Origin of the sequence: Acetobacter sicerae, assembly GCF_011516765.1 — a bacterium.
Lineage (GTDB): Bacteria > Pseudomonadota > Alphaproteobacteria > Acetobacterales > Acetobacteraceae > Acetobacter > Acetobacter sicerae.
On record NZ_JAAABN010000009.1, the window covers coordinates 122,295 to 147,686 of the forward strand.

The window sequence follows — 25,392 nt, forward strand, 5'->3', positions numbered from 1 at the left end:
TTGCATTGTCATTCCTGACCAGATTGTTAAATTCCCGTCTTATTAGGCCGATTTACAGGCTTCGGTGAACCAAGGAGAAAAATTCGTGGCACGAGCCAGTGTGATGAAGGCAGCGAAAGCAGGGAAAACACGGTCATCAGCGACGAAGCCCGCCAGGGCTCCGGTCAGAGCGGCTGCACCGAGAAAAAGTCGTGCCCGCAAGGAAGACCTTCTCTCAGAGGTTGAAGTCGAAGTCGTGGAAACGCCCGCTGAGGTCGTCGTTCCAGTCAAGGTCGCTCCCGTGCCGGAAGCTCTGTATTTCGACGCTGAATGGTATCTTGAAACCTATCCGGACGTGGCTGGCGCAGGCATCGACCCGGCGACACACTATCAGATGAACGGCTTCCGTGAAGGTCGCAATCCCAACGCGGCGTTTGACGGCAAGGCTTATCTCGCAGCCAACCCCGATCTTGAGGGATATTCCGAAGATCTCTTCGCGCATTACGTCTTTTTCGGTGCGTCCGAGGGACGTCGCATCAAACCCTGAGACGGCGAAGCCTGTCGAACTGTGCTGACGGTGGAATGCGTTTTCCCGGCACATCTTGGCGGCCAGCGTAAAAGCCTGCACATAGAGTGCGGGCTTTTTTTGTTTCAGGAGTAGCGAGCCGGTGAAGGGCGTACTGACCCGTTTTCAGACGCTGCTTCTCACGGAACGTCACAGGCTGCCGCTGTGGTTGCCGGTTTTCATCGCCCTCGGCGTGCTCGCCTATTTCCAGCCGCTCACGGAACCTGCTGTCTGGTGGGCTCTGGGTGGCTGCCTTCTTTCTGCGCCTCTCCTCATATTGGGCTGGCGCCGGCTGGATGGGCGGGTGTCCGGCTGCGTGCTGCTGTGCCTGAGCCTCGGTTTTCTGGCGGCATGGGGTGAGAACCATCGTGCGTCCCCCATGCCGGAACTGCCCCGACGCGCCGTCATCCTCACCGGTCATGTTCAGGCCGTGGATATGCTGCCTGCCCGTGCGGAGGGTGCGCCGGGCGGACGGCGGGTCACCCTATCGGAGGTGCGCTTCGAGACATGGCTTGACGAAGGCATGGCTCCCCTGAAGCGGACGTTGCGTATCCGATTGCGCGATGATGATCCGCTGGTCTTCGGGCCGGGAAATGACCTGCGCATCAGGGCTCTGCTGGAAGCGCCGCCTTTTCCTGTCATGCCGGGTGCAAGAGATCTGCAACGGGAAGCGTGGTTCGGGAAGCAGGCAGGAACCGGCCGGGCGCTGGGTCCTGCGACACTGGCTGATGAGGATGGAAAGATCGCGGCCACCACAGCCCTCGAGCGTATGCGGGAGGCGATCGCCGCCCGTATCGCCGTCGTGCTGCCCGGATCGGATGGCGCGATCGCCTCGACGCTTCTGGTCGGTCTGTCGGGAGGCATCGCTGCGAAAGACCGTGAGGCGTTCTCGGTATCCGGTCTGTCGCATCTTCTGGCGGTCGCGGGGCTGCATCTGGGCATCGTGATGGGGCTTGTGGTCACGACTGTCCGTTACGGTCTCGCCTCCATTGAATGGACGGCGCTTCGTTGGCCATGCAAGGAAATCGCGGTGATCTGCGGCCTGCTGGGCGGCATGGTCTATGTGCTGATGACGGGCATGCATCTGCCCGCCCTGCGCAGTCTGATCATGGCCTGTCTGGTCGTGCTGGCGCTTGTCACGGGGCGGAACGCCGCCTCCATGCGGGGACTGGCGGTCGCGGCGACGGTTCTGCTGCTGACGGGACCGGCGGTCATTCTGGGCGTTCCGTTCCAGATGTCCTTCGCGGCGGTGATGGCGCTGATTGCGGGCTATGAAGTGCTGCGGGTTCCATTGAGGCGACTGCACGGCGAGGGAACGGTGAGTCGTCGTTTTCTGGTGCATGTCACGACGCTTGCCCTGACCAGTCTGCTGGCGGGCACGGCTACGCTTCCTGTCTCCATGGCGCATTTTGGCGAGATCCAGCCGTTCTTTGTCGTAGCCAATCTGCTTGCCGTGCCGATGACGGCGCTCTGGGTGATGCCTGCGGGGCTGCTCGCTGTTCTGCTGATGCCGTTGCATCTTGAGCGCTGGGCGCTGGATGTCATGGGCTGGGGCGTGGACGGCGTCATCTGGCTCGCCGACACGGTCGCCCGCTGGCCTGCAGCCCGAATCGCCGTGCCGATGACGCCCGGCTGGGGACTGGCGCTGTTTCTTTTCGGTCTCTGCTGGCTGTGTCTGTGGAGTCGGAAATGGCGGCTGCTCGGCATTGCCCCGATGCTTGTCGGGTTCCTGACGCCCTTTTTTCATTCCTTGCCGGACGTGGTCATCACACCCGATGGCGGGCTTGTTGCAGTGCGTGAGGGCGATCAGTTGCTGATGAGCGGTCAGTCCCGTAACGCCTGGTTTGAACGACGGGCGCTGGAGCAGGCTTTCGCGCGACCGGTTGTCAGCCTGCCGCTGCATGGCGAGACAGCGAGTGGCGACCTTACCTGCGGCGAGGACGGGGCCTCGGGCGTCTGTGTTCTCACGCGTGGGAAACATTCCGTTCTGCTTCGCGTGGAGGATACGACGGATGGTCAGGCCATCCTGCCTTCGGAGGTCTGTCAGGGAATGGATCTCTTTGTGGCGGTGTCTCCGGCGCGATCATCCTGTCAGGGCGTGCCGACCATTGATCGGTTCACCGTCTGGCGGGAGGGAGCCGTGGCGGTCCGGATGACGGATTCGGGCGTGAAGACCGTATCTGACCGACAATGGAGCGGCGACCGGCTCTGGGTCATGCGGCCGGGGCGGCATGGAGTGCCGAATCTGCCTTTGGCGAAAGAGGATGAGCGTTAATCGTCAGGTTCAGGCAGCCGTCATGGTGCAGGGGGGCTTTGTTTGCGGCGTTCGAGGCAAAATCCTGAGGAGCGTCTTTGCAAACGTCCGGCTTATACGAACTTCGCCCTCCCTCGGCGTGTGCCCTATCATAGCGTTTCAGCTGCATTTTTCTTTGAAACAGAAAATTCTGTTGAGGCCCGGCCCGCTTTTCAGGATGTCTGATCGGGTAGGCGTATGCAGATTTTACCGGAAACTGTGCGGTTTTTAATTGCAATTAAGAATGGTTCTCAATTAAAGAGAGTTCAGCAAGACAGGAGGCGGACCTCCCGGGTCCGAAGGTGCCATGAACGCGACTTCCGATACTCTGACTGAACTTTCCGGTGACGAACGGGTAGCTGTGTGGATGCTGCGGTATCTCGCAGGCCCAGGACGCCCATGCTGCCGCCTTGGAACAGGAGGCTGGGGCGACATGTTCTTCCGCCAGGATCTTGAGGCGCTGGGTTCTGCATTCCGACATGCTCTGGACCGGTGCTCAGGTTTTGGCATGAATCCTCTGGATGTGCGTATGCGGGAATGCGGGTCTGTCAGCCTGACAGAAATGAACCTGCTTGACGCCGCCGCCCTCGCCCAGAAAGGGGATGAACGCGGCATGAAGGCTGTGCTGAACAGGGTTTTTCCCCAGCATCACGTCGTAACATCCTTTGCGACGGCGATGGTGCAGCTTGGCGCCTGTCTGGCGTCGGCGGGCTTCTGGCTGCTGAGCCGGGCCTGTGTGCGGGATGACGTGACGCCCGACGGACAGGCGCAGCCCGGAAAAGCCCGGCCTGTGCAGAGGACGCATCCTGTCGCAGAGGCAGGCAGACCGGTGGCGGCAGCGTCTCTGGTGACGCTGTCCCGCTGGCGGAACAATGACATGGCGGTGGGGCAGGTGCTCTGGCCGGTCATGGAACGCAGACACGGACTTCCGGCGGGTGCCTGAAAAGCCGACAGGCCGGGAAGAAAGCTCTCCCCGGCCTGTTGGAATGTATCCCGGTCGCGTCACCGCTCCATGCGGAGTGAGGCGGGACCGGATGGCTTCTGAGATTACTCTCAGCCCTCGTTGGCGGGGCCGGAGTTGAGCTGGATGTAGTTCTCGATGCCGACCTGCTTGATCAGGTCAAACTGGCGGTCGATGAAGTCTTCATGCTCTTCCTCGTTGTCGAGGATCTTGAGCAGCAGGTCACGGGAGACGTAGTCGCGGACGCTCTCGCAATACGCGATGCCTTCACGCAGGTCGCCGAGGGCCTTTTCTTCCAGCTTCAGGTCGCATTCAAGGATTTCCTTGACGCTCTGGCCGATCAGAATGGTGTTGTAGCGCTGCACGTTCGGCAGGCCGCCGAGATACAGGATGCGCTCGATCAGCCAGTCGGCGTGACGCATTTCCTCGATGGACTCTTCGTATTCCTTCTTGCCCAGCAGGGTTACGCCCCAGTGGTTCAGTGTGCGGGCGTGCAGGAAATACTGGTTGATCGCCGTCAGCTCGTTGGTGAGCTGGATGTTCAGGTGTTCGATAACCTTCGGGTCTTTGATGGCCATGGGTGCCTCATATCTGTGGTGTTGTTGGATATGAGATGGTTTTACACCCGATTTTTATCGGCTGGCAAGAAAAATCCTTTATTTTTCAAGGTGATATGAGAAGTGACTTGCATTCTCATCTGATGTTTTGAATGGATGCAGGAGGAAATGTCTATGATTTCAAGGGAATGGCCGTCAGGGAAGGCCAGGTCGTTCACTTGTTTTGTGAATATGTGGCTTTCAGGAATCTGATCGCTGAAAAAGGCGGATACTTGCACCGGGCATGAATCGTGTATCGCCGCGACCGGGCGCTTCAGCTCCTGTGCATTTCCGGGGATGCACAGGAGAGTATCATCGTGTCAGCGAGGCAACGTGACCAGCCGATCCAGCCCGGTCGCATCGCCCAGCGCCGCAGCCTTTTCCTTGGGCGTCAGCGCCGCTTCCGCATCGGTCAGAGACCGGGCTTCCTGAAGTTTCAGCAGTCCGACAAGCCGGTCCGCGTCAATCGGATCGCCCGGTTTGCGTGGCGGAGGCAGCATGGCGCGGTGAGCCGCCAGCAGGGCCGGATCAGAATACAGCGCCTCCAGAGCATCTTCCGGACAGTTCGGTGCGGGGATCTGCATCGCGGCGGCGGCCTTCAGCAGCACGTCCGGCGTCTGCGTTTCTTCCGGAACCAGCAGCAGTCCCGCGCGGCGCAGGGCCTGTCCGGCGTCACGGCTTGCTGTGAGGGCAGCGAGCGGGATGGCCAGCACCAGACCGAGCAGAACGGGCGTCATCCAGAGGAACAGGGAGATGGAGACAGCCCATGCCGCCGTGCCGAGGATCAGGCCGAACAGCGTATAGCGCCAGTAGCCCTTGACGATGACGCTGAACGGGACGCCGCCATCGTCACGGCGTTGCGCATTCCAGCCGGAATCCTGCCCGCTGAGAATGGAGATCACGCCGCCTGTCTGGATCAGCATGGCGATCGGAGCGATCAGGCCGCCGATCAGGGTCTCCACCAGAATGGAACAGGCTGTCCGGATCGCGCCGCCACAGCCTTTCAGCGTCGTTCTGTTGAAAAGCAGGGCGATGTAGGCGAACAGTTTCGGCGCAAGCAGAATGGCCATCGTGGCGATGAACACATATTTCGCGCGAACAGGATCGACCTGCGGCCAGTGCGGATAAAGCGTCTTGGTGTCACCGAAATATTCCGGCCGGACAAAGCGCGCCTGAAGCGAGATCAGGATGCCGACAAGCAGGAACACCAGCCACAGCGGCGAGGTCACATAAGCGCCGATGCCGATCATCATGTGCATCCGGCTCAGCCAGTGCAGTCCCTTGGTCGGGATGACCTTGTAATGCTGGAGATTGCCCTGACACCAGCGGCGGTCACGGATGGCCACGTCTGTAAGTGACGGCGGGCTTTCTTCATAAGAACCGAGCAGGGCAGGGACCATGTGGATGGCCCAGCCGCCCCGCCGCATGAGCGCCGCTTCCACGAAGTCATGGCTCAGGATGTGACCACCGAACGGCTTGCGTCCCGGCAGATGCGGCAGGCCAGCCTGTTCCGCGAAAGCCGCTGTGCGGATGACCGCGTTGTGTCCCCAGTAATTGCTGGCCGCCCCGTGCCACCAGGCGATGCCGTGCGCGATCAGCGGACCATAGACCCGGCCTGCGAACTGCTGCATCCGGGCGAAAAGCGTCGTGCCGCCCGCGATGATCGGCAGTGTCTGGATCAGGCCGACCTGCGGGTTGCGTTCCATCGCGGTGGCGATCTGCACCAGCGTCCGTCCGTCCATGACGGAGTCCGCGTCCAGCGTGACCATCAGCGGATAGGCCCCGCCGAAACGACGGACCCACTCGCCGACATTGCCCGCTTTGCGCTCGATGTTCTTGGCGCGACGACGATAGAAGATGTGTCTGTCGTCACCCGTATCCCGCCGCAGGGCGAGGAAGGCGGCTTCCTCTGTGACCCACACATCCGGGTTGGTGGTGTCGGAGAGGATGAAGATGTCGAACGCGTCCGCGCGTCCAGTTTCCTGAAGGCTGGCGTAAATGGCGCGGAGACCGGCCATCACGCGGTGCGGATCTTCATTGTAGGTCGGCATCAGCAGCGCGACGCGGGTATTCAGCGCAGGAAGCGGGCCATCCGCGTGGATGCCAAGGCCGAGACCGCCTCTTGTCATCAGCGACCAGAAGCCCGCGATGGAGGAGGTGAAGGCCAGCGCAATCCATGTGAAGAGCAGGATGAACAGCACTTCCATGATGACGCCAAGCACCGAGAACCCGTTGGCGTCGAGCACGAGGTGGGTCTGGTACGCACCGTAGATCGTCAGGGCCAGCGCTGTGCCGATAACGGCCAGTCTCCGGAGGGAGACAAGCGGAGGCTCTGTCGGAGCGACGCGTTCACGACCATGCAGATCGGGTGCGGCATGGAGATCCTGCGTCTCCATGGGCATGGGGGACTCGGGTGGAAGTGCATGGAACCCGGCGGAGGAGATAACGCCGGGAGCGTCGGTTATGGCGTCCAACGATATACCCACTGTTCTGAGACAGGTCCCTGGTCATTGGCGAGAACGACATTCATCTCCGCGAGCTTCGCATCGCCGGGATAGAATTCGAACGTGGTGCGCCAGCCATTGGTGTTGGGATTGGGCTCGACGACCACGTTCTTGATCGTTCCCGCGGATGTTTGCGGAATGAGATGGAATTTCGCGTCCGGTGGGGTGTTCGCAACAGGACCGCCGGTAAAGTCGATGGCGAAGAACCGCGCTTCCTTGTGGTCGGTAACAGCGCCGACACGGGTCGCGCCGATCCGCGCAAGCTCCGTCGGGAACGGCTCGTCCCAGCCCCAGTACATGCGATAGGTGTAGGCATATTCATGCCCTGCCTGCATCGGCTCCTTGGGACGCCAGAAGGAGACGATGTTGTCATTCACCTCGTTGGGGGTCGGGATTTCAACCAGATCGATAAAACCCGCGCCCCAGTCACCGATCGGCTCGATCCACAGGGAGGGACGCTTCTCATAGTTGAGAGCGAGATCCTCGAAGTCGTGGAAGGAGCGGCGACGCTGCATCAGTCCGAAACCACGCGGGGAGATGTCGCTGAACGCGGAAAACTGGAGATCCAGCGGATTGCGCAGCGGCCGGTAAAGCTGCTGGTCGGAACCGGTCCAGATCTGCAACGCCTCGCTGTCATGCGCGGCAGGACGCCAGTCATCGACATGGGTGCGGTCATTGGTGTCGAAATAGAACATGCCGGTGAGGGCGGCGATGCCGGACTGCTCGATCTTCACGCGCGGGAAGAAGGTGGACTGCACGTCGAAGATGGTGGTCTCGCCGGGACGGATGGTGAAGCGGAACGCGCCGGTCACGGACGGGCTGTCGAGCAGCGCGTGAATGACGACAGAGTCCACGCCTGCCTGCGGTTTTTCAAGCCAGAAGGCGCGGAAGAGCGCGAACTCCTCGCCTTTCGGGTCGCCAGTGCCGTCTGCGAAACCACGCGCGGACAGACCGTAATTCTGACCTTTGGCGACGGCCCGGAAATAGGAAGCGCCAAGGAATACGGCGCATTCTTCCATCACGCCGGGCGTGTTGATGGCGTAGCGCAGACGGAGACCCGCAAATCCCAGATTGTCGGTCACCCGCAGCATCGGATCGCTGTAGCGGAACATGTCGGGGTTATAGGGAACCGGGGCCGATTTTCCGTCCACGACCTCATGCATTTCTATGCGCTGGGGATAGAGGAAGCCACGCGGGAAGAACTCGACATCGAACGCCAGATTGTCGTTGTGCCAGAGCGCCTGGTCCGGCTGGAATTCGATGGAACGGAACTGGTCGAACGTCAGGTTCGAAAGAGGCTTCGGGAGCGACTGTTCCGGCGCACTATAAGGCCTGGCGGCCAGACGACGGGCGATCTGTGTAACAGTGCCGTTGTCGAATGGTGTGGGAGCGGGCGGTGCGGGAGGGGCATCCGCGGCGCGGGCCGGTCTGCCAAGAAAGTCTGTTGTAAGGGCGGCCAATGCGACGCCGCTGCCTGCACGAAGCAGATCGCGGCGGAAGACGGATGATGACACGCTTCTTGTTCCCCCGGTTTTAGAGACAGACCTGATGCTCTGTCAGCTATTGTACCAGTCTGTTTCGATTGTCACGAACGTGAGGCTTTTTGAGGGCGACGGACCATGCCGGCAAGCTCATCGAGAGCCGCCTTTGCCCCGGCCGCCGCATCCTGTTCAGCAGCGCGATAGCAGCGGACGACGGTCTGCCCGGCTTCCGTAAGGTGAGCGCCGCCGCCGCCGCCCGGTTTTGTGGCGACCAGAGGGGCGCTGAACTGGTTGTTCAGGGCGTCGATCAGCAGCCATGCGCGCCGATAGGACATGCCCATCGCCCGGCCTGCCGCCGATATCGAGCCGGTTTCTTCCAGATGTTCCAGAAGACGGATCTTGCCGTGTCCGAGTGCGGGATGACCATCCACATCCACCCTCAGCGTCAGGCGTAGCTCAGTCACAATGTCAGATCCTCAGTCGCGTTTGCAGAAATCGCCGGATGGATAACGCCGGACGGATAACGGAAAACTGATCATACGCAGCAAATTCCCCGACCGGAAGGCCGTCAGGGATGAAATGGCGTCTATCGTTTTCCGCCCGTCCGCGTCTCACCGGTTCAGTGAGCACTATCCAGCGGGAAAGGCACCCAGCGCAGCCCGTCCATGTCGTGAACCAGCAGAAGAACGGAATGGCGCTGTTCCTTCTGCGCCGTCTCGATGCCCTTGCGCAGATCAGTCACCGAGTTCACTCCGACCTGCTGGACTTCGATGATTACATCCCCTTCCTTGAGGCCGCGCTCAGCCGCAGCGCCTCCATCCGTGACGCTGGTGATCACCACGCCCTTCTGGTCCTCGGAAAGGCGGTATTTCTTCCGGTTCGCTTCCGTCAGACCGGAGACCTTCAGGCCGAAACCGCTGAAATCGGCGGACTTGTCGGCTGGATGGTTGCCGGTTTTCTCTGCGTGATCCGGATGGGTCGCCTCTTTTGGTTCGGGGAGAGTGCCGATGGTTACGGCAAGATCCTGCATTTTCCCATGACGCCAGACCGAGAGCGTGGCCTGTGAATCGACCGGCAGGTCGGCGATCAGGCGGGGCAGGGCATGACCCTCGATCGGCTTGCCGTTCAGGGCCTGAATGACGTCGCCGGTCTCAAGTTTCGCCTTTGCTGCCGGTCCCTTGGAGTCCACGCCTGCGATGAGCGCGCCGCGCGCCGGTTTCAGCCCGAGACCATCGGCGATTTCCTGTGTGACATCCTGAATCCGCACGCCGATCCAGCCGCGTGAGACGTGGCCTGTCTTGCGCAGCTGTTCGATGATGCCGCGCGCCTCGTTGGACGGGATGGAGAAACCGATACCCACCGAGCCGCCGGAGGGGGAGTAGATGGCGGTGTTCACGCCGATGACCGCGCCGTGCATGTCAAAGAGCGGTCCGCCGGAGTTGCCCTTGTTGATGGGAGCGTCGGTCTGGATGAAGTTGTCGTAAGGCCCCTGCTCGATATTACGGCCACGCGAGGAGACGATACCCGCCGTCACCGTGCCGGACAGACCGAACGGATTGCCGATGGCCAGCACCCAGTTGCCGACGCGGGCGGTGTCGCTGTCGCCGAACGACACGAAGGGCAGTGGATGCGGTGACGTGACCTTCAGCAGCGCGAGATCGGTGCGGTCGTCATGGCCGATCACCTTCGCCGGAAGAACGGTGTTGTCCTGAAGGGTAACGGTGACACGGTCGGCCTTGCGGATGACGTGGTTGTTGGTCACCACGTAACCCGTCGGGTCGATGATGAAGCCGGAGCCGAGCGCCTGCATCTTGCGCGGCGGCGCGTTGGGGGCGTTCTGACGGTTCATGAAGTCGTGGAAGAATTTCTCGAACGGCGAGCCGCGGGGGAACTGGGGAATTTGCGGACCTTCCTCGTCCCCTTCATCCTCGTCGTCCGAATCGCCCTTCATGGTCTGGGTGGTCGAGACATTGACCACGGCGGGAAGCAGACGGTCCGCGAGATCGGCGAAGCTGCCCGGCACGCCGTGGGCGTCGGTTGTGACCTGAGGCATGGGGGCTGGTGCGGAGTCTGCATGAGCAGGCGCGCCCGATACGCACAGGGCGGCTGAGCACACCGAAACAGACAGACTGAAAGAGAGCAGAAGGGAACGGGCAGGACCGGAAAAGGGCATGAAAGGTGCGTTCTTTATCTGGAAAAAAAACGAAACATGCCTCTTCCATAACGCAGCGTGAGGCAATGTGACAGTGTTACGGTGGGTCGCGCCTGCGTGATTTGAATTGACCGGAGGCGACTCTGTTCATAGCTTCCCGCACCATGTCTGACCAAAACGTAAATCCTGCTGGCCATTCCCTCCTGCCGAACGGGGCTGTTCCCAAAGCCTGGCCGTTTCAGGAGGCGCAGAAAATCGCCGATCACGTCGCTAAAAAAGGCGGTGATCGCCCGGCGCTGTTCGAGACGGGCTATGGTCCTTCCGGCCTGCCGCATATCGGCACGTTCGGCGAGGTCGCCCGCACCAGCTGGGTGCGTCAGGCCTATACGGCGCTGACAGGCAAGCCTTCCCACCTGCTGGCGTTCTCCGATGACATGGACGCGCTGCGCAAGGTTCCGGACAACGTGCCGAACCGCGAGATGCTGGCCGAATATATCGGCAAGCCGCTGACCCGCGTGCCGGACCCGTTCGGCACCCATGATTCCTTCGCGGCTCACAACAACGCCCGTCTGCGGTCCTTCCTCGACGGGTTCGGATTCGATTACGAGTTCGCATCCTCGACCGACTATTATATGTCCGGCCGTTTCGACGCCGCGCTGAAGCGGATGCTGGAAGTGCATGACGAAGTCTGCGCCGTGATCCTGCCGACGCTGGGCGAGGAACGCCGCGCGACCTATTCGCCGGTCCTGCCGATCCACCCGAAGACCGGCAATGTCATGCAGGTGCATATCGACAGGGTCGATCCGGCGGCGGGCACGGTCTTCTGGACCGACGAGAACGGTGAACGCTTTGAGACCCCCGTGACCGGCGGCGCCGCCAAGATGCAGTGGAAGGCCGACTGGGCCATGCGCTGGTATGCCCTCGGCGTCGATTATGAAATGTCGGGCAAGGATCTGATCGACAGCGTGCGTCTGTCTGGCCGGATCTGCCGTATTCTGGGCTCGGCGCCACCCGCCGGCCTGACCTACGAGCTGTTTCTCGATGAGCACGGTCAGAAGATTTCCAAGTCGAAAGGCAACGGCCTGTCGGTCGAGGAATGGCTGCGTTACGCGCCGCCGGAGAGTCTCGGGCAGTACATGTTCAACCAGCCGCAGCGGGCGAAGCGTCTGTTCTTCGACGTGATCCCCAAGGCCGCTGACGAATATCTTGCGCATGTCGATAAAGCCTCGGCTCTCCAGAAGAGCGTTGCCGAAGGCTCAGGCAGCGGGACACAGGACGCCGATCGTCTGGCGCTCTACGCCAACCCGGCCTGGTTCCTGCATGCCGGTCACATTCCGGATCATGCCGGCAGCCCGCTGTCCTTCGCGATGCTGCTGAACCTCGCCAGCGTGGCGAATGCCGAGACGCCGGACGTGATGTGGGGCTTCATCAAGCGCTACGACGCGAATGTTTCTCCCGAGACGCATCCGATGCTGGCCACGCTGGTTGAGCGCGCCATCGTGTTTTACGCCGACTTTGTCCGGCCATCGAAGAGCTATCGTTTGCCGAATGAACAGGAACACGCGGCTCTGGCCGATCTGGCGGAAGCCCTCAAGGTTTATGAGGGTGAAGAGGTGTCCGCCGATGTGTTGCAGAATCTGGTCTTCGAGATCGGCAAGCGTCATGCGTTCGAGCCGTTGAGAAGCTGGTTCACCTGTCTTTACGAGGTTCTGCTGGGGCAGAGTGAGGGGCCGCGCTTTGGCGGTTTCATCGCGCTTTACGGTGTTCGGGGCACCATTGCGCTGATTGAAGCGGCGCTGGTGCGGAGCGCGGAAGCCTGAGGGCGTCGTCATGCCGCTGACCCGTAATCCCGGAGAAAAACCGCCTCATTTCTCTCCGGAAGACGAAGAAGCCATGGTCTCCCGCGTGGAGGCCATGGCGCAGGACACACCGGCGCTTCAGGACAAGCCGAAAAGCTGGAAGCGCTGGCTGAAACATCTGCCGCACCTGCTCGGGCTGCTTCTCATGATCGCGGCCATTCTGGTGGTCCGCAAGGAAGTCCAGTCGCTGAGCATGGCCGACATCAGGACGGCGCTCAGCGGTATTCCGCACAGCGCACTGATGGCGGGCGTGGCCTGCACCTTCCTGTCCTATTTCATCCTGTCTTTCTATGACAGGCTGGCCGTCATTCAGGTCGGGCACAAGGAAGTCTCCTTTCTCCGGACCGCCTTCGCCGCGTTCTGTTCCTACGTGCTGTCCCACAATCTGGGTTTCTCGGCGGTCTCCGGCGCGGCAGTGCGTTTCCGGCTCTACCGCAACTGGGGCCTGCCGCCCTTTGCGATCGCGCATATCATCGCGTTCTGCTCGGTCACCTACCTGCTGGGCGCAGGCGTTCTGATCGGCAGCGTGCTGCTGCTGGAGCCGGGCGCGGTGCCGGGGCTCGGCGGTCGAATTCCCGCGCCGGTGACAGCCGGGATCGGCGTGCTGCTGTGGCTTGGCGTGCTCGCCTATATTCTGGCCGGTCTGAAATGGCGGAAGGTCACCTTCCGGGGCAAGGAAATCGATCTGCCATCCACGCCGATGGCGATCGCCCAGACAGTTGTGGCCGCGGCGGATATGGCGGCGACCGCGGGGATCGCCTGGGTGCTGCTGCCGTCAGGCACGATCGACTACACGTCCTTTCTGGCCATCTACATCGCCTCCTATACGGCGGGGCTGGTGGCCAGCGTACCGGGTGGGCTTGGCGTGTTCGACAGCGCCATGCTGCTGGCGCTGGGGCCGTATATGCCCAAGCCCCAGATCATCGGCGTCATCCTTGTCTTCCGGCTGTTCTACTACATCATTCCGCTGTTTCTGGCCGGAGGCATGTTCGCGGCACACGAGCTGTTCCTGCGTGGCGATGCGGCTCTGGCGCGCAAGAAATGCCGTGAGGAGAGTGAGACCGCGGCAAAGCCGCGTCGTCCCAGTCAGGCCGTGCGGGAGAGCGAGGCGGATTTCTCGGTGGCGGTCGCAACCGGCGTGGTCGCCATGTGCGGTGTGCTGCTGATGATCCTGCCGGTCATCAATCCGGTGCATCCTTTCGCCGGCCCGAAGATCATCATGTTCGTCTCGCGTCAGGTCGGCGGCTATGCCCTGACTCTGGCGGGCGCGACCCTGATCGCGCTGGCGGTCGGACTGTCGCAGCGCGTGACGCTGGCATGGGGCGCGACCCTCTTCGTGCTGGTGCTGGCTGCTGCTGCGACGTTCATGCGCGGCAACGCACCGGCGGTTTCGATTGTGCTCGGCTTCTCGGCGTTTCTCGTCGCACCGTTCCGCCGCTGCTATTACCGGCACGCCCGTCTGCTGAGTGAACCCCTGTCCTTCACCACGATCCTCTCACTGATCCTACTGATCGGCTGCGCGCTGCTCATCGGCACGCACCGCGAGGCGACGGACAGTTGGTGGCAGCTTTTTGTTCCGGAGGGTAGCCACGCCCGCTGGATCGTGACGGTGGCGGGAGCGCTCGCCCTGCTGGTCATCGCCAGTCTGGCCCGTCCGGGCCGCGTGATTGTGCGGCCCTGGAACGAGAAAAACGCCGAGTGGTATTACAGTCTGGATCACGCCATCCCGGCTGTGCCGGGCGGGGTCGTGCATGGCATGGTGGCCGGTGAGACCGGAACAGCCGCCATCCCGTTCCGGCGGCGCGGCAATTTTGTGATTGGGCTGGGTGATCCGGCGGGCGATGACGCGGATGCGCCGTCCGTGATCTGGCGTCTGCGCGATCTGGCGTTGCAGGAGGGGCTTCAGCCTGTGTTCTGGGGAACAGGTGAAGTCTTCCTGCCGATCTATGACGATATCGGGCTGGTCAGTTGGCCGCTGGACGGCATGCCCGGCCTGTATGTCAGCTGTCCTTCCGAACAGATCGGTCTGGTCAGGGCGCTTCTGACCGGGCGCAGGGCAGGACGCAAGCCACCCAGATCGGTCGACTGATTCCCGGCGGGGTCGTTTCTTTTCCGGACTGATGGTTTGCACTCTGTGTCAGGGATGTGACAGTGTGCGGCATCATGAGTGTTCAGAACGACACACCGAAGAAACTGCCGGTCCCACCCGGTATGAGCAGGCGGCATTTTCTCATGGCGCTCGCGGGAACAGCCGCTTTCTGGACAGCAGACGAATTTGCTGACTGGCGGCAGGCCATTGCGGCGGAAGCGGCGCAGACCTACACGCCGCGTTATTTCACGCCTGATGAATGGCGTTTTCTGGAAGCCGCGACCGAGCAGCTTTTTCCACAAGACGAGACCGGACCGGGAGCGAAAGCTCTTGGTGTCGTCGGTTTCATCGACCGCCAGATGGACACGCCCTACGGTCGCGGCGGTCTCTGGTTCATGAGCGGGCCTTTCAGGGAGGGGCCAGCCAATCTCGGCTATCAGCTTCCTTATGCGCCTCGCGAGATCTACCGGCTCGGGATTGCGGGAGCAGACCGTTATTGCCGCGATCATCACGGAAACGCTTTTGCGGATCTGGATCATCCCACCCAGATCGAGGTGCTGACAGCGTTCGAAAAGCTGCCGATCATGTTTGGCGAGACCCTGACGGCGGGCATTTTCTTCGAACAGTTGCGAACCAACACGATGGAAGGCGCGTTTTCTGACCCGATCCATGGCGGCAACCGTCATCTGGGGGGGTGGGTGATGCTCGGTTTCCCCGGCGCTCGCGCGGATTTCATGGACTGGGTGGACCAGTATGGCCCGGCCTATCCGCTGGGCAGCGTGTCGATCAGCGGCGAGACAGCCTGATCCGTGCCGCTGCGTTCCTTTTCCCCCGCCCGTCCCCTGCCTGACAAAACGGAGCCCGTTACCGCATGACTACGAAGAACGCCGACGCCATTGTGGTCGGCGCGGGGTGGGCTGGATCGATTCTGGCCAAGGAACTGACGGAAGCGGGACTGAAAGTCGTCATGCTGGAACGAGGCCCGGACCGTGCGACAGCGGTCGAGGGCGCGTATCCGGACTCCATTGACGAACTGCGCGGCGCGATCCGCCATCGGCTGTTTCAGGATCTGTCGCGCACCACCGTCACCATCCGCAATAAAATCGGCCAGACGGCGCTGCCTTACCGCCAGCTTTCAGCGTTTCTGCCGGGTGAAGGCGTGGGCGGAGCGGGATTGCACTGGTCCGGCGTGCATTTCCGCGCGGCTCCCGACGATCTTGCTCTGCGCAGCAGCGTCATCGCCCGCTATGGTCAGAAATTCATTCCGGAAGGGATGAATCTTCAGGATTACGGCGTCACCTATGACGAACTGGAGCCGTTTTTCGACAAGGCCGAAAAGGTGTTCGGCACATCGGGCGAGGCTTACAAGGTCAACGGCAAGGTCGTCGGCAATGGTAACGTGTTCGCGCCGTCCCGCTCCGATGATTTCCCGCTGCCTCCGCTGAAGGACGTCTATACGGCCAATCTCTTCCGCAAGGCGGCGGGCGAGGCGGGGTATCATCCCTATTCGCTGCCGGCCGCCAATGCGTCCCGGCAATATACCAATCCGTATGGCGCGCAGATGGGACCGTGCAATTTCTGCGGCTATTGCAGCGGTTACGACTGCTACATGTATTCCAAGGCCTCGCCGAACGTGAATATTCTTCCCGTTCTACGGAAAGACCCGAACTTTACGTTGATCACGCGGGCGCATGTCATGCGGGTCGATCTCGACAGCACGAAGACGCGGGCGACGGGTGTGACGTACCTCGATCTCGATTCGAACAGGGAAGTGACGATCACGGCGGACCTTGTCGTGCTCGGGGCCTTCCAGTTCCACAACGTGCATCTCATGCTGCTGTCGGGCGTCGGCAAACCCTATGACGCGCAGAAGAACGAAGGCGTGGTCGGGCGTAATTTCGTCTATCAGACCATCACCACGTCCCGCGCCTGGCTGCCGGAGAACACATTCACCAATCAGTTCATCGGCACGGGCGGCGGTGGCGTGGCCATCGACGATTTCAACAGCATGAATTTTGACCACGGGCCGCACGGCTTTGTCGGCGGCTCCCCGGTCTGGGTCAATCAGGCGGGTGTCAAACCGATCGCCGCCTCCACGATCGGTGGCGGCAAGGACGCGCCGCGCTGGGGTGCGGGCTACAAGAAGGCGCTGGTTGATACTTACCGGCACGCGATGGCGATCGACGCGCATGGCAGTAACATGGCCTATCGCGATGTGTTTCTCGACCTCGATCCGACATGGAAGAATGCTTACGGCCAGCCGCTGCTGCGCATGACGTTCGACTGGCAGGACAACGATATCCGCATGAACCGCTATGTGGTCAGTCAGATCGAGCCGATCATGAAGGCGCTCGGAGCCACCAAATACGAACTCGGCATGCTGGAACCCGGCAAGCCATTCGACACGCGGATCTATCAGACGACCCATCTGGGCGGCGGCGCGGTGATGGGCGACGATCCCAACACCAGCGCGATCAACCGCTATCTGCAAAGCTGGGACGTGCCGAATGTGTTCGTTATCGGCTCCAACGCCTTCCCGCAGGGGATGGGCTACAACCCGACCGGGATGGTCGCGGCGCTCGCTTACTGGTCAGCGCACCATATCCGCACGACCTATCTGAAATCGCCCGGCCCGCTGGTGCGGGTATGAGGGGGCTCCGTTTCGCGCTCTGTCTGGCTGTCTTTCCGCCCGTTGCGTCAGCCCATGCTGCTACGCCGTCCGATGACCTGATCCGGCAGGGCGAATATGTCGCCCGTGCGGCGGACTGCGCAGCCTGCCATTCCGTCAGGGGGCAGGCTCCCTTTGCGGGCGGAGTGCCGTTCGACCTGCCGATGGGCCGTATCTACAGCCCCAACATCACGCCTGATCCGGATCACGGTATTGGCGGTGACACGGAAGAGCAGTTTTCCCGCGCCATCCGAGAAGGCGTGCGGAAGGATGGGGCGTCGATGTATCCGGCCATGCCGTTTCCGTCTTACGCCCGCCTGACGGATGCGGATGTCCATGCGCTGTTCGTCTATTTTCGTTATGGCGTGAAGCCGGTGGCCACGACGCCGCCCGCCAGCACGATTGTCTGGCCGCTGTCCATGCGCTGGCCGCTGACCCTGTGGCGCGGGATGTTTTCGCCTGCGCCTCATCAGGCCGCGGCGAAGACGACGCAGCGCTCCTTTCCCGACCCGGTTCTTGCCCGTGGCGCCTATCTCGTGGAGGGAGCGGGGCATTGCGGTGCGTGTCACACGCCGCGCGCCCTGAGCCTGCAGGAAAAGGCTCTTACCGCAGCGGATGGCGACCTTTACCTGTCAGGCGGCGGTTCGGTGGATGGCTGGCATCCGCCGTCGCTACGTCAGGACAATCGGACCGGTCTGGGACGATGGTCGGAGAATGACATCGTGGCTTTCCTGCGTGGAGCCCGAGCTTCGGAGGGATCGGCTTTCGGGGGCATGGCGGACGCCGTCGAGCATGGCACGCAGTATCTGACCGACGATGATCTGCACGCCATCGCCCGCTATCTACGTTCGTTGCCGGCACGGAAAACACCTGACCCCGTATGGAAGTATGACGCGGCTACGGAAACCGCGCTGCGGCGTGGGGATGTCAGCGCTCGCGGAGCGCGGGTCTATGTCGATCACTGTGCCGCCTGCCATCGTGATGATGGACGCGGCTATCCCTCTGTTTTCCCACCGCTTGCCGGAAATCCGGTGGTGATGGACGAGCAGCCCGACTCTCTGATCACGCTGCTCTACAAGGGGGCGATCGTCCCTGCCTCACATAACGCGCCTTCCGCATTCGTGATGCCGCCTTATGCGCATGTGCTGTCCGAGCAGCAGATGGCGGATGTGCTGAGTTTTATCCGTGGTGCATGGGGGAATGATGCGGCGGCGGTGGATGTGGAGGCAGTGCGGAAGCGGACGCCGAAAGGAAGTGGAGCGGGTGGGGCGAAGATGCCGCTTAATTGAGGGGGAGATTCGTTCTGTAAATAGGAGGCAGGACTTGGCTTTGAAACGCGACATTCGGGATTGCGTCGGTTTCTCTTTGACGGAGCAACCGGTGAGATCTGTCGTTTTTCGAGCTTTTCGATAAGAGGAGCGACGCCATAAGCCTTATCGGCGATGACTGACGATGAGCAGCTTTTATCAGGCTGGGTTCACAGGGCGGGCGAGGGTCACACGACCGCCCCCCGCTCTTTTACTCTCATACATGGCCTGATCGGCTTCTTTCAGCATGCAGGAGACGTTTTCATAACGCGAAGACCAAAAGGCGAGGCCGATGCTGGCGGTCGAGGTCAAAGGACGCTCTTCTATTTCGAAAGGTCGTCGAAGGTCGTCGCACACCTTTTCTGTCGCGGTTATGACCTCATGAGGTGATGTTTCGCCGTAAAAGAGGATCACGAATTCATCGCCGCCCAGACGGGCTACCATATGCGCAGGATGGTCCGCGAGCGTGTGGCTCAGACGTTGAGCTGCCAGACAAAGCACTCGGTCACCCACCAGATGGCCAGCCGTATCATTGATGTGTTTGAAATGATCGAGATCGATGAGACAGACCGCTGGTGGCGTGACGGTGGTTTTCCATGTCGCCAGAATATCGGTGACGGTTCGAATGAAGAGCGTACGGTTGGGTAAGTTGGTCAGGGCGTCATGAGTCGCGTCATACCGAAGCTTACGCTCGGCTTTTTCCCGTTCAATCACGCGGGCGATATGGCCGCCGATGTTCATGCACAGGCCGACGATTGGTTCTTCCGCTTTCACTTCCTTGCATGAGAAAAACAGGATGAGGACATCGACAGACCCACCTGCAATGACAGGCAGGCCCAACCCATGATGCAGGCCTGCTCCGATTGCATGTTCGGGCGAGTCGATTTCCCAGCTTACGATTTTCTGCTGACGTTTGATCTGGAAGGCCAGCCCGTCCGCTTCGAACAGTCGCGAAGCCCGGCAGGCGTCGAGCAGCGCCTGCCGTGAGGAAAGCGTATCCGGGAAGCACAAAGTAGGATTAACCCGGTCATAATTCCCATCCTCGCGTCGGATGAACGCTACGCCGCCCGTGAACCCCATGCGACGACAGGTTTCCTCCAGCGTAACTTCAAGCACACGGGTGGCGGAGGAGGTCGTATTGGCGCAGCTGACGATCATCTCCAGCAGTTTCTGCTGGTTGTTCAGGCTATAGAGTTCGCGCAGACCGCGTTCGGCAATCTGCTCCGCCTCGCGACGGATGCGCTTTTCCCTCTCGAAGCGTTTGCGCAACTGGAGGTAGAGAGTCTTGTAGTCGATGTCTGTTTCGTCCGCTGTCGGGTGGTTCATGGGCCCTGCCAGCGGATGGTCATGTCATTCTCTTTCGGGGAGCCGGGTGGGTAACGCTCCACGGAGACGTTTTCATGCCAGATATCGGCTGCTCCAAGAATGAAGCCATGTGCGAGATCGAGAAGGTGACGGGAGGACTGGTAGCGCATTTCCAGCGCCCCGTCCGGCTGTTCCGTGAAATGGAAATATGGACAGTGAGCTCCGGAATAGAGCTTCCTCACTTCAGGATGGATGATTGTGTTGACGGATAGGATGAACGTCCGCGCAGTGGAGAACTGCTCGAACAGTTCGGGATAGGTTTTCTTAAGAAGGGGCATCGCCTGCTCACCAAACCAGCGCAACACCTCGCCTTCAGAGATCTTCAGACGATGCGCCGCCGCGCTCACAAGGGCCAGCATATCTTCATCCGGATAGTTGCCCAAAGAACTATACACACCATCCACCCCGGCCTTTTCCAAAAGGAACTCCCAGGTGTCGAAGCCGAGTTGTTCGCTGACCACGTCCTCCAGAAGATTGAAGACTATGCCTTTCATGATGCTTCCGATCTGACCGCGATGACAATTTACGATGTGGGTAATCCCATTGTCTTCACAACCCGTTAAGCGCACCGATCTTCTCGGTATTCTGTCCTGACATCGGCAGATAACCGGCGTTCCGCAGGGATGCGTCTAAGTGCCTGAACAGAATTGCAATAGCCCCGATCTGTGTCAGACGCTCACGAAACAGTCAGATCGTTTTGGGATCAGACATACGGTCCGGCAGCCCGCGATAGAGAAAACGCATGAAAGACAGGCAATTGTTGATCAGATATTCCGTCTGTTCGTCGGAGAGAGTGTTCAGCGTCTGGATCATCAGGAGTCCGAACATCAACACCGGCTCAAGAGCGGACGACTGTCTTTGATCCTCTCCGCAGAGACCAGAGTCTTGTCCAGATCAGGGCGGAAAACCACAAAATCCACAATCCGGAAAAACGCTTCGGACCAGGTCTCAAATCAGCCCATAACGCTCCAGCAGATCATCAACCTCCGTTCCATCCGTCAGATGACGCAATAAGCCCGAGGCTGGTACCTTTTTCCCATCCCGCAATTCAGCCGCCGCCTGCAACAGCATCCGAATGTCGTAGACGCTGCCGAAAACTTCCGGAACGGCCCGATCGACATCGAGTAGCGTATAGACCGCTTCCATCGCCGTGCGGACGGAATATTCCGTGGTGAACACGGTGTCGCGCGGGGTTTCGGCGAACTGACCAAGAAAGGCGAGATTGACGCTGCCGTCCGGCACCACTTTCGGGCGATCTCCCGGTGAGCGCGGCATGAACTGCGCCGTGATGAAAGGCATCATGCAGGGATGCGTGATCGCGCCCTTGGCCGCCATATCGTCGATCTGGTCGGTGGGAACGCCCATATGGAACAGCCATTCCTGCGTGATCTCCTCGCCGGTGCAGTTCTGCATCGATTTCTTGACGTAATTACCGGGCACATCACTGAACAGTCCGTAGAGCCACGCCACCATCTGGCCTTTTGGCTGGCCCTTGAAATGCGGCTGGCGGCTGACAACCCAGCTCATCAGCCAGGCGGAATCCTGAATGGTGATCGGACCGCCGGTTACCGTGCGTCCGGAGAATGGGTCACGACCCGTCACCTTGTGCACGAGGTCGGGAATGCGCGCATCCTGTGTTGTGACAGTTGCAGACAGCCAGCGGGATTTTGTGGTGTCGCCGCAGAACACATCCGGACGCCCGAACGCCGGGTCCTGCATTGCGATGTTACGCCACAACTGCCAGATACTGCCGTTCCTGATGGTCGTATCGATCGGCGCGGGGGTATGATGGTCGCCCCAACTGGAATTTTCCACCATGGAACCGTTGGTGACGAAAACCAGCTCATCCGGGCTGAGATCGACGCCTGCTTTCGTGTCGCTTTCCAGCCAGTCGATATGGGTTGCGACTTTCTTCCCGCCCGACATATCGATGGCGACATTCGTCACCCGCACACCGTGGCGAAACACGACGCCCTGATCGATGAGCCATGTGGCCAGCGGTTTGCTCAGGGATTCCTGCTGGTTGTATTTGGTGAATTTCAGTGTGTGCAGGTCTTTCAGTCCAAGGATCTGATGCACGAAGCGGGCGAGATAGCGCTTCATCTCGATCGCGCTGTGCCAGGGCTCGAAGGCGAACATCGAACGCCAGAACAGCCAGAAATTGGATTTCATGAAGTCGGTGGACAGCATGTCGCTAATGGTCTTGCCCGCGAGCTTCTCCTCATCCGCGAGAATGAGCGCGATGATCTCCCGCCGCGCCTTTCCGGTTAGCGTCAGGCTGTCCCGATCCGGCAGGGGCTGGCCCTTGCCGCACATTGCCCGGACGGGACTGCTGCTGGGATCGACGCGGTTGAGGTGGTAGAATTCATCAAGAACCGAGGCGTCCGGCACTTCCAGAGAAGGGATCGAACGATACAGATCCCACAGGCACCGGAACTGTTCTTCCATCTCCCGACCACCGCGGATCAGCCAGCCGGTCTCGGCATCGCCAGTTCCGTCCAGCGCTCCACCGTCGGCATCCGATGCTTCGAGAATTGTGATATTCGAAGGCGTCATCTGGGCGTCGCGGATGAGAAACGCTGCCGCCGCCATGCCGCCCAGTCCGCCGCCGATGATCCATGCAGATCGGTTTTCCACGCCTTCCGGCTTTGCGGGGCGGGCGAAGGCTTCGAAATTGCTGTGGGCGTATCTCATGGCGTGCTGTGTCTTTCAGAGCCGATAACGGCCCGATCGATATGACGGGGAGAGAGTTCTTCCGAATATACGCAGCTTTTTGACGATTGATGTCTTTGATATGCGTCAAATTCACGTGGATACGATCATTGGCGGTCATGGGAGATATGCTTCTTTCGAAAGTCCTCGACTTCCTCTCTCAAGCCGTTCTCGTCGCGCCTCGGATGCCCTGATAGCTGCGTTACGGTCATCTGCTGTGACAAGCACTGGTTGCGTGAATTACGGCGATTCAGGCATCCATGATGAGCTGTGCGTCTGCTGAAGAAGGCTGGAAATATGGCATATCGTTTTGTGTGAAAAAGGGACGGAGTTATCCCTTTTCAGGGTTTGTTCGTATCACAACAGACGACGCACAGCTTCCACCACATCGTGACGTACCCGCTGGGCAAGAGCGGACGGAAGCAGATCGAAGCCATGCACCGCATTTGCATAGACAACCAGTTCGGTCGGGACGGCTGCCTGCCACAGGCGATGCGCATAGGTCACATCTTCATCACGAAACAGGTCCAGAGCGCCAGTAAGGATGAATGTTGCCGGCAGGCCCGATAAATCGTTCATGAAAGCGGGCGACAGATAGCCAAATCCCGCATCATCTGCTGTCAGGTCTCCACGCACGGCGGCCCACGCATGCTGGTTCTGGGCACGTGTCCACAGAAACTCTCCTGTCCTGGGATCATCAGAGGGGGCGTCTGCTCCACCGGTGCGCAGATCAAGCATCGGGTAAATCAGGAGTTGGGCGCGCAGTTTGATCTTGCCCCGATCTCGCGCCAGAAGCGCCGTAGCTGCCGCAAGGCAGCCGCCCCCGCTGTCACCCATGACCATGATGCGATCAGGATCGACACCCAGTTCACCCGCATGGTCATGAAGCCACACCAGAGCGGCGTAGACATCTTCCAGCCCACCCGGAAAGGGCGTCTCCGGCGCAAGCCGATAATCGACAGAGACGATCAGCGCGCCTGTTTCCGCCGCCCGCTGGCTCAGCAGTCCGGCCTGCATGTCCGGTGTGCCAGCGATCATCCCGCCGCCATGAACATATAGGATGGCAGGTGTTGTTCCGCTGGTTTTGGACGGGCGGAACAGGATGACACGGACATCAGGAGCGCCGTCTGGCCCCGGAATCGTCCGTTCCTCAAAATCGACCGACGCGGATTGTAGGAGAGCTGTCGTCCCTTCAACCAGATCGCGGCGGAAATCCTTCAGATCGCCGTGTGCAGGATCGAAGGTGGGAAATGAAGCCACTATGTCGCGCTGCTGCGCATCGACCAGATCAAGGGTAGTCATCGTGAAGGGCTCCAGTTCTCTTGCGGATCGCAGGATCATAGGGAGCTGGTGTGGAGGGCGACAGTGCCCCTACAACAAAGTGAATTGCCCCGGTTTTTGGGAGTTTGAGCTTTACTTGATGTGCTGCGGGAGACTGTGCAATCGCCTTGGAAATGATCGATGGTGCGTAGGAGTGATGTTGTCGCAATGGACAGCTCACCTGCTTATTGGACTTGGGATGATTTTTTTGTAGGTATAAATATACGAAACTGAATATTATTATATAAAATAGGTTGTATTGAAAAACTCTCACAAAAAAATTGGAAAGTCATAAAAAGCTTCAGAGGATGTCCCATTTTAAAAAGGGACATCCAAAACTTTCTTTTTACGCCTATAATCCTCACGCATTGTGCCCAGATCAGAAAAGCGCTGAATTACAGCTGGACAATGTCCATCGGTGAGTGCCGCTATTTTTGAAGATCAGCGCCACCAGCCCAAAACGGGTAAAAAGAGAAATCAGGTCTTCACTTCATTTCAAAACCAAGCGCGAGCTTATAAGATTCCACCCGAAATCGGCAGAGTGACACCCGTCATGTAGCTGGAATCATCGCTCATCAGAAACGATACAACACCGGGAATCTCGGGTATATCGCCCAGGCGACGCATCGGGACGCCTTTGATCATCGCATCGCTGACTTCTTTAGGATCTGACGAAAAATATTGGCTGCCAGCCTTCGCCTGAAGTTCAACCTGACGGTCCCACATGAACCCCGGTCCCATCAAAGCGGGCGCGATGGCGTTTACGCGGATACCATGTGGAGCAAGGTCTTTCGATGCGGTTTGTGTCAGACCAACGATGCCGAACTTCGCGCAGGCATATGCCACCATGTTGGGTGGCCCCTGCAGGCCGGCCATGCTTGATGTGTTGACAATGCGCCCGAACCGATGAGCCGCCATTCGTGCCGATACGGCGCGCAATACATGGAATGCGCCGATCAGATCGATCTGAATGACTTTGGTGAAGTCTTCAGGATCGTAATTCTGCACCGGGGTGAAAGTCCCCTGATAGCCCGCATTGTTGAAGAGCAGCGCGATAGGACCCATCTTGTCTTCCGCGGAGATCACCGCGGATTCGACGCTTTTGTAATCCGTCACATCGCATGTCACGGTTTCAACTTTCGTGCCAAAAGCACTGACTTTATTCCGTGCTTCTTCAAGTTTATCCGCTGCAATATCGAGCAGCACGATATCGGCGCCATCCTGCGCCAGACGTTTGGCTGTCGCCAGTCCAATGTTGCCGGCGGCGCCAGTCACTAAAGCAACCTGTCCGTCAAAACGCTTCTCTTTACTCATATCGGTTCCTTTTCTCAGGATTGGAAATTCGAAACCCATTGGTTACAGCATAGAGTTTCGCTGTCATAAGGAAACACATGCAGCGGCTCGGCATGTTGGCATGGGCAGATGTCAGACGACGTGAGAATCCGTCACTCCGTCACTCTGTCGAATTGGAGACCTGCTGAATGATTCATCAAGGCAGGTTGCGCGATCATGGTGTGGTGCTGTTTACTTCACACATGCAA

At 60.0% G+C, this 25,392-nt stretch carries 18 protein-coding genes and 1 pseudogene; 8 read left to right on the top strand and 11 right to left on the bottom strand.

All coding sequences use genetic code 11. The annotated features are described in order from the left end of the window. Window positions 1–85: 85 nt before the first annotated feature. The 3 genes from GVI59_RS11545 to GVI59_RS11555 all read left to right on the top strand — a co-directional run bounded on the left by GVI59_RS11545 (window position 86) and on the right by GVI59_RS11555 (window position 3,780). On the top strand, window positions 86–526 hold the full coding sequence (locus tag GVI59_RS11545; protein ID WP_232878598.1) for a hypothetical protein: 441 nt from the start codon (window positions 86–88) through the stop codon (window positions 524–526). Between the two features lie 121 nt (window positions 527–647). Beyond that, window positions 648–2,819: a ComEC/Rec2 family competence protein gene (locus GVI59_RS11550; protein WP_173574367.1), complete on the top strand. Its 2,172-nt coding sequence runs from the start codon at window positions 648–650 to the stop codon at window positions 2,817–2,819. A gap of 325 nt (window positions 2,820–3,144) precedes the next feature. Then, complete coding sequence (locus GVI59_RS11555) at window positions 3,145–3,780, top strand: hypothetical protein (protein ID WP_173574368.1); 636 nt, start codon at window positions 3,145–3,147, stop codon at window positions 3,778–3,780. A 110-nt stretch (window positions 3,781–3,890) separates the two neighbouring features. Here the strand turns inward: GVI59_RS11555 and bfr are convergent, their stop codons facing one another. The 5 genes from bfr to GVI59_RS11580 all read right to left on the bottom strand — a co-directional run bounded on the left by bfr (window position 3,891) and on the right by GVI59_RS11580 (window position 10,552). Continuing rightward, a complete protein-coding gene (gene bfr, locus GVI59_RS11560) occupies window positions 3,891–4,376 on the bottom strand; it encodes a bacterioferritin (RefSeq protein ID WP_010667055.1) in 486 nt (161 codons plus the stop codon). Window positions 4,377–4,714: 338 nt separating this feature from the next. Continuing rightward, window positions 4,715–6,880 carry a glucans biosynthesis glucosyltransferase MdoH gene (gene mdoH, locus GVI59_RS11565; protein WP_408736617.1) on the bottom strand — a complete coding sequence of 722 codons (2,166 nt, stop codon included), beginning with the start codon at window positions 6,878–6,880 and terminating at the stop codon, window positions 4,715–4,717. Then, window positions 6,856–8,412 (bottom strand): glucan biosynthesis protein, encoded by a 1,557-nt coding sequence (locus GVI59_RS11570; protein WP_173574369.1) that lies wholly within the window; start codon window positions 8,410–8,412, stop codon window positions 6,856–6,858. The genes mdoH and GVI59_RS11570 overlap by 25 nt, the downstream gene beginning before the upstream one ends. A 71-nt stretch (window positions 8,413–8,483) precedes the next feature. Then, window positions 8,484–8,846, bottom strand: coding sequence for a winged helix-turn-helix domain-containing protein (locus GVI59_RS11575; protein ID WP_173574404.1), 363 nt, complete (start codon window positions 8,844–8,846; stop codon window positions 8,484–8,486). Window positions 8,847–8,998: 152 nt separating this feature from the next. Then, a complete protein-coding gene (locus GVI59_RS11580; protein WP_173574370.1) occupies window positions 8,999–10,552 on the bottom strand; it encodes a DegQ family serine endoprotease in 1,554 nt (517 codons plus the stop codon). A gap of 143 nt (window positions 10,553–10,695) precedes the next feature. Here GVI59_RS11580 and GVI59_RS11585 point away from each other — a divergent pair, with 143 nt between their 5' ends. From GVI59_RS11585 to GVI59_RS11605, 5 genes are all read left to right on the top strand, one after another. Continuing rightward, the gene (locus GVI59_RS11585) at window positions 10,696–12,351 is read left to right on the top strand and encodes a lysine--tRNA ligase (protein WP_173574371.1); all 1,656 of its coding nucleotides are present in this window, start codon (window positions 10,696–10,698) and stop codon (window positions 12,349–12,351) included. Window positions 12,352–12,445: 94 nt separating this feature from the next. Next, a complete protein-coding gene (locus GVI59_RS11590; RefSeq protein WP_408736618.1) occupies window positions 12,446–14,479 on the top strand; it encodes a lysylphosphatidylglycerol synthase domain-containing protein in 2,034 nt (677 codons plus the stop codon). Window positions 14,480–14,553: 74 nt separating this feature from the next. Beyond that, complete coding sequence (locus GVI59_RS11595) at window positions 14,554–15,285, top strand: gluconate 2-dehydrogenase subunit 3 family protein (protein WP_173574373.1); 732 nt, start codon at window positions 14,554–14,556, stop codon at window positions 15,283–15,285. Window positions 15,286–15,350: 65 nt separating this feature from the next. Next, window positions 15,351–17,129 (top strand): GMC family oxidoreductase, encoded by a 1,779-nt coding sequence (locus tag GVI59_RS11600; RefSeq protein ID WP_173574374.1) that lies wholly within the window; start codon window positions 15,351–15,353, stop codon window positions 17,127–17,129. Beyond that, on the top strand, window positions 17,126–18,436 hold the full coding sequence (locus GVI59_RS11605; protein ID WP_173574375.1) for a c-type cytochrome: 1,311 nt from the start codon (window positions 17,126–17,128) through the stop codon (window positions 18,434–18,436). Before GVI59_RS11600 ends, GVI59_RS11605 begins: the two co-directional genes overlap by 4 nt. A 177-nt stretch (window positions 18,437–18,613) precedes the next feature. Here the strand turns inward: GVI59_RS11605 and GVI59_RS11610 are convergent, their stop codons facing one another. The 6 genes and pseudogenes from GVI59_RS11610 to GVI59_RS11635 all read right to left on the bottom strand — a co-directional run bounded on the left by GVI59_RS11610 (window position 18,614) and on the right by GVI59_RS11635 (window position 25,165). Continuing rightward, the gene (locus GVI59_RS11610) at window positions 18,614–19,780 is read right to left on the bottom strand and encodes a GGDEF domain-containing protein (protein WP_173574376.1); all 1,167 of its coding nucleotides are present in this window, start codon (window positions 19,778–19,780) and stop codon (window positions 18,614–18,616) included. Beyond that, entirely contained in the window at window positions 19,777–20,313 is a 537-nt protein-coding gene (locus GVI59_RS11615) for a heme NO-binding domain-containing protein (protein ID WP_173574377.1), read from the bottom strand. Before GVI59_RS11615 ends, GVI59_RS11610 begins: the two co-directional genes overlap by 4 nt. 91 nt (window positions 20,314–20,404) lie before the next feature. Further along, window positions 20,405–20,757: pseudogene (locus GVI59_RS19050) on the bottom strand (transposase); the annotation flags it as partial. A 10-nt stretch (window positions 20,758–20,767) separates the two neighbouring features. Continuing rightward, a complete protein-coding gene (locus GVI59_RS11625; protein WP_173574379.1) occupies window positions 20,768–22,513 on the bottom strand; it encodes an oleate hydratase in 1,746 nt (581 codons plus the stop codon). A gap of 375 nt (window positions 22,514–22,888) precedes the next feature. Further along, on the bottom strand, window positions 22,889–23,833 hold the full coding sequence (locus tag GVI59_RS11630; protein WP_173574380.1) for an alpha/beta hydrolase: 945 nt from the start codon (window positions 23,831–23,833) through the stop codon (window positions 22,889–22,891). Between the two features lie 531 nt (window positions 23,834–24,364). Next, window positions 24,365–25,165: an SDR family NAD(P)-dependent oxidoreductase gene (locus tag GVI59_RS11635; RefSeq protein WP_173574381.1), complete on the bottom strand. Its 801-nt coding sequence runs from the start codon at window positions 25,163–25,165 to the stop codon at window positions 24,365–24,367. Window positions 25,166–25,392 lie beyond the last annotated feature (227 nt).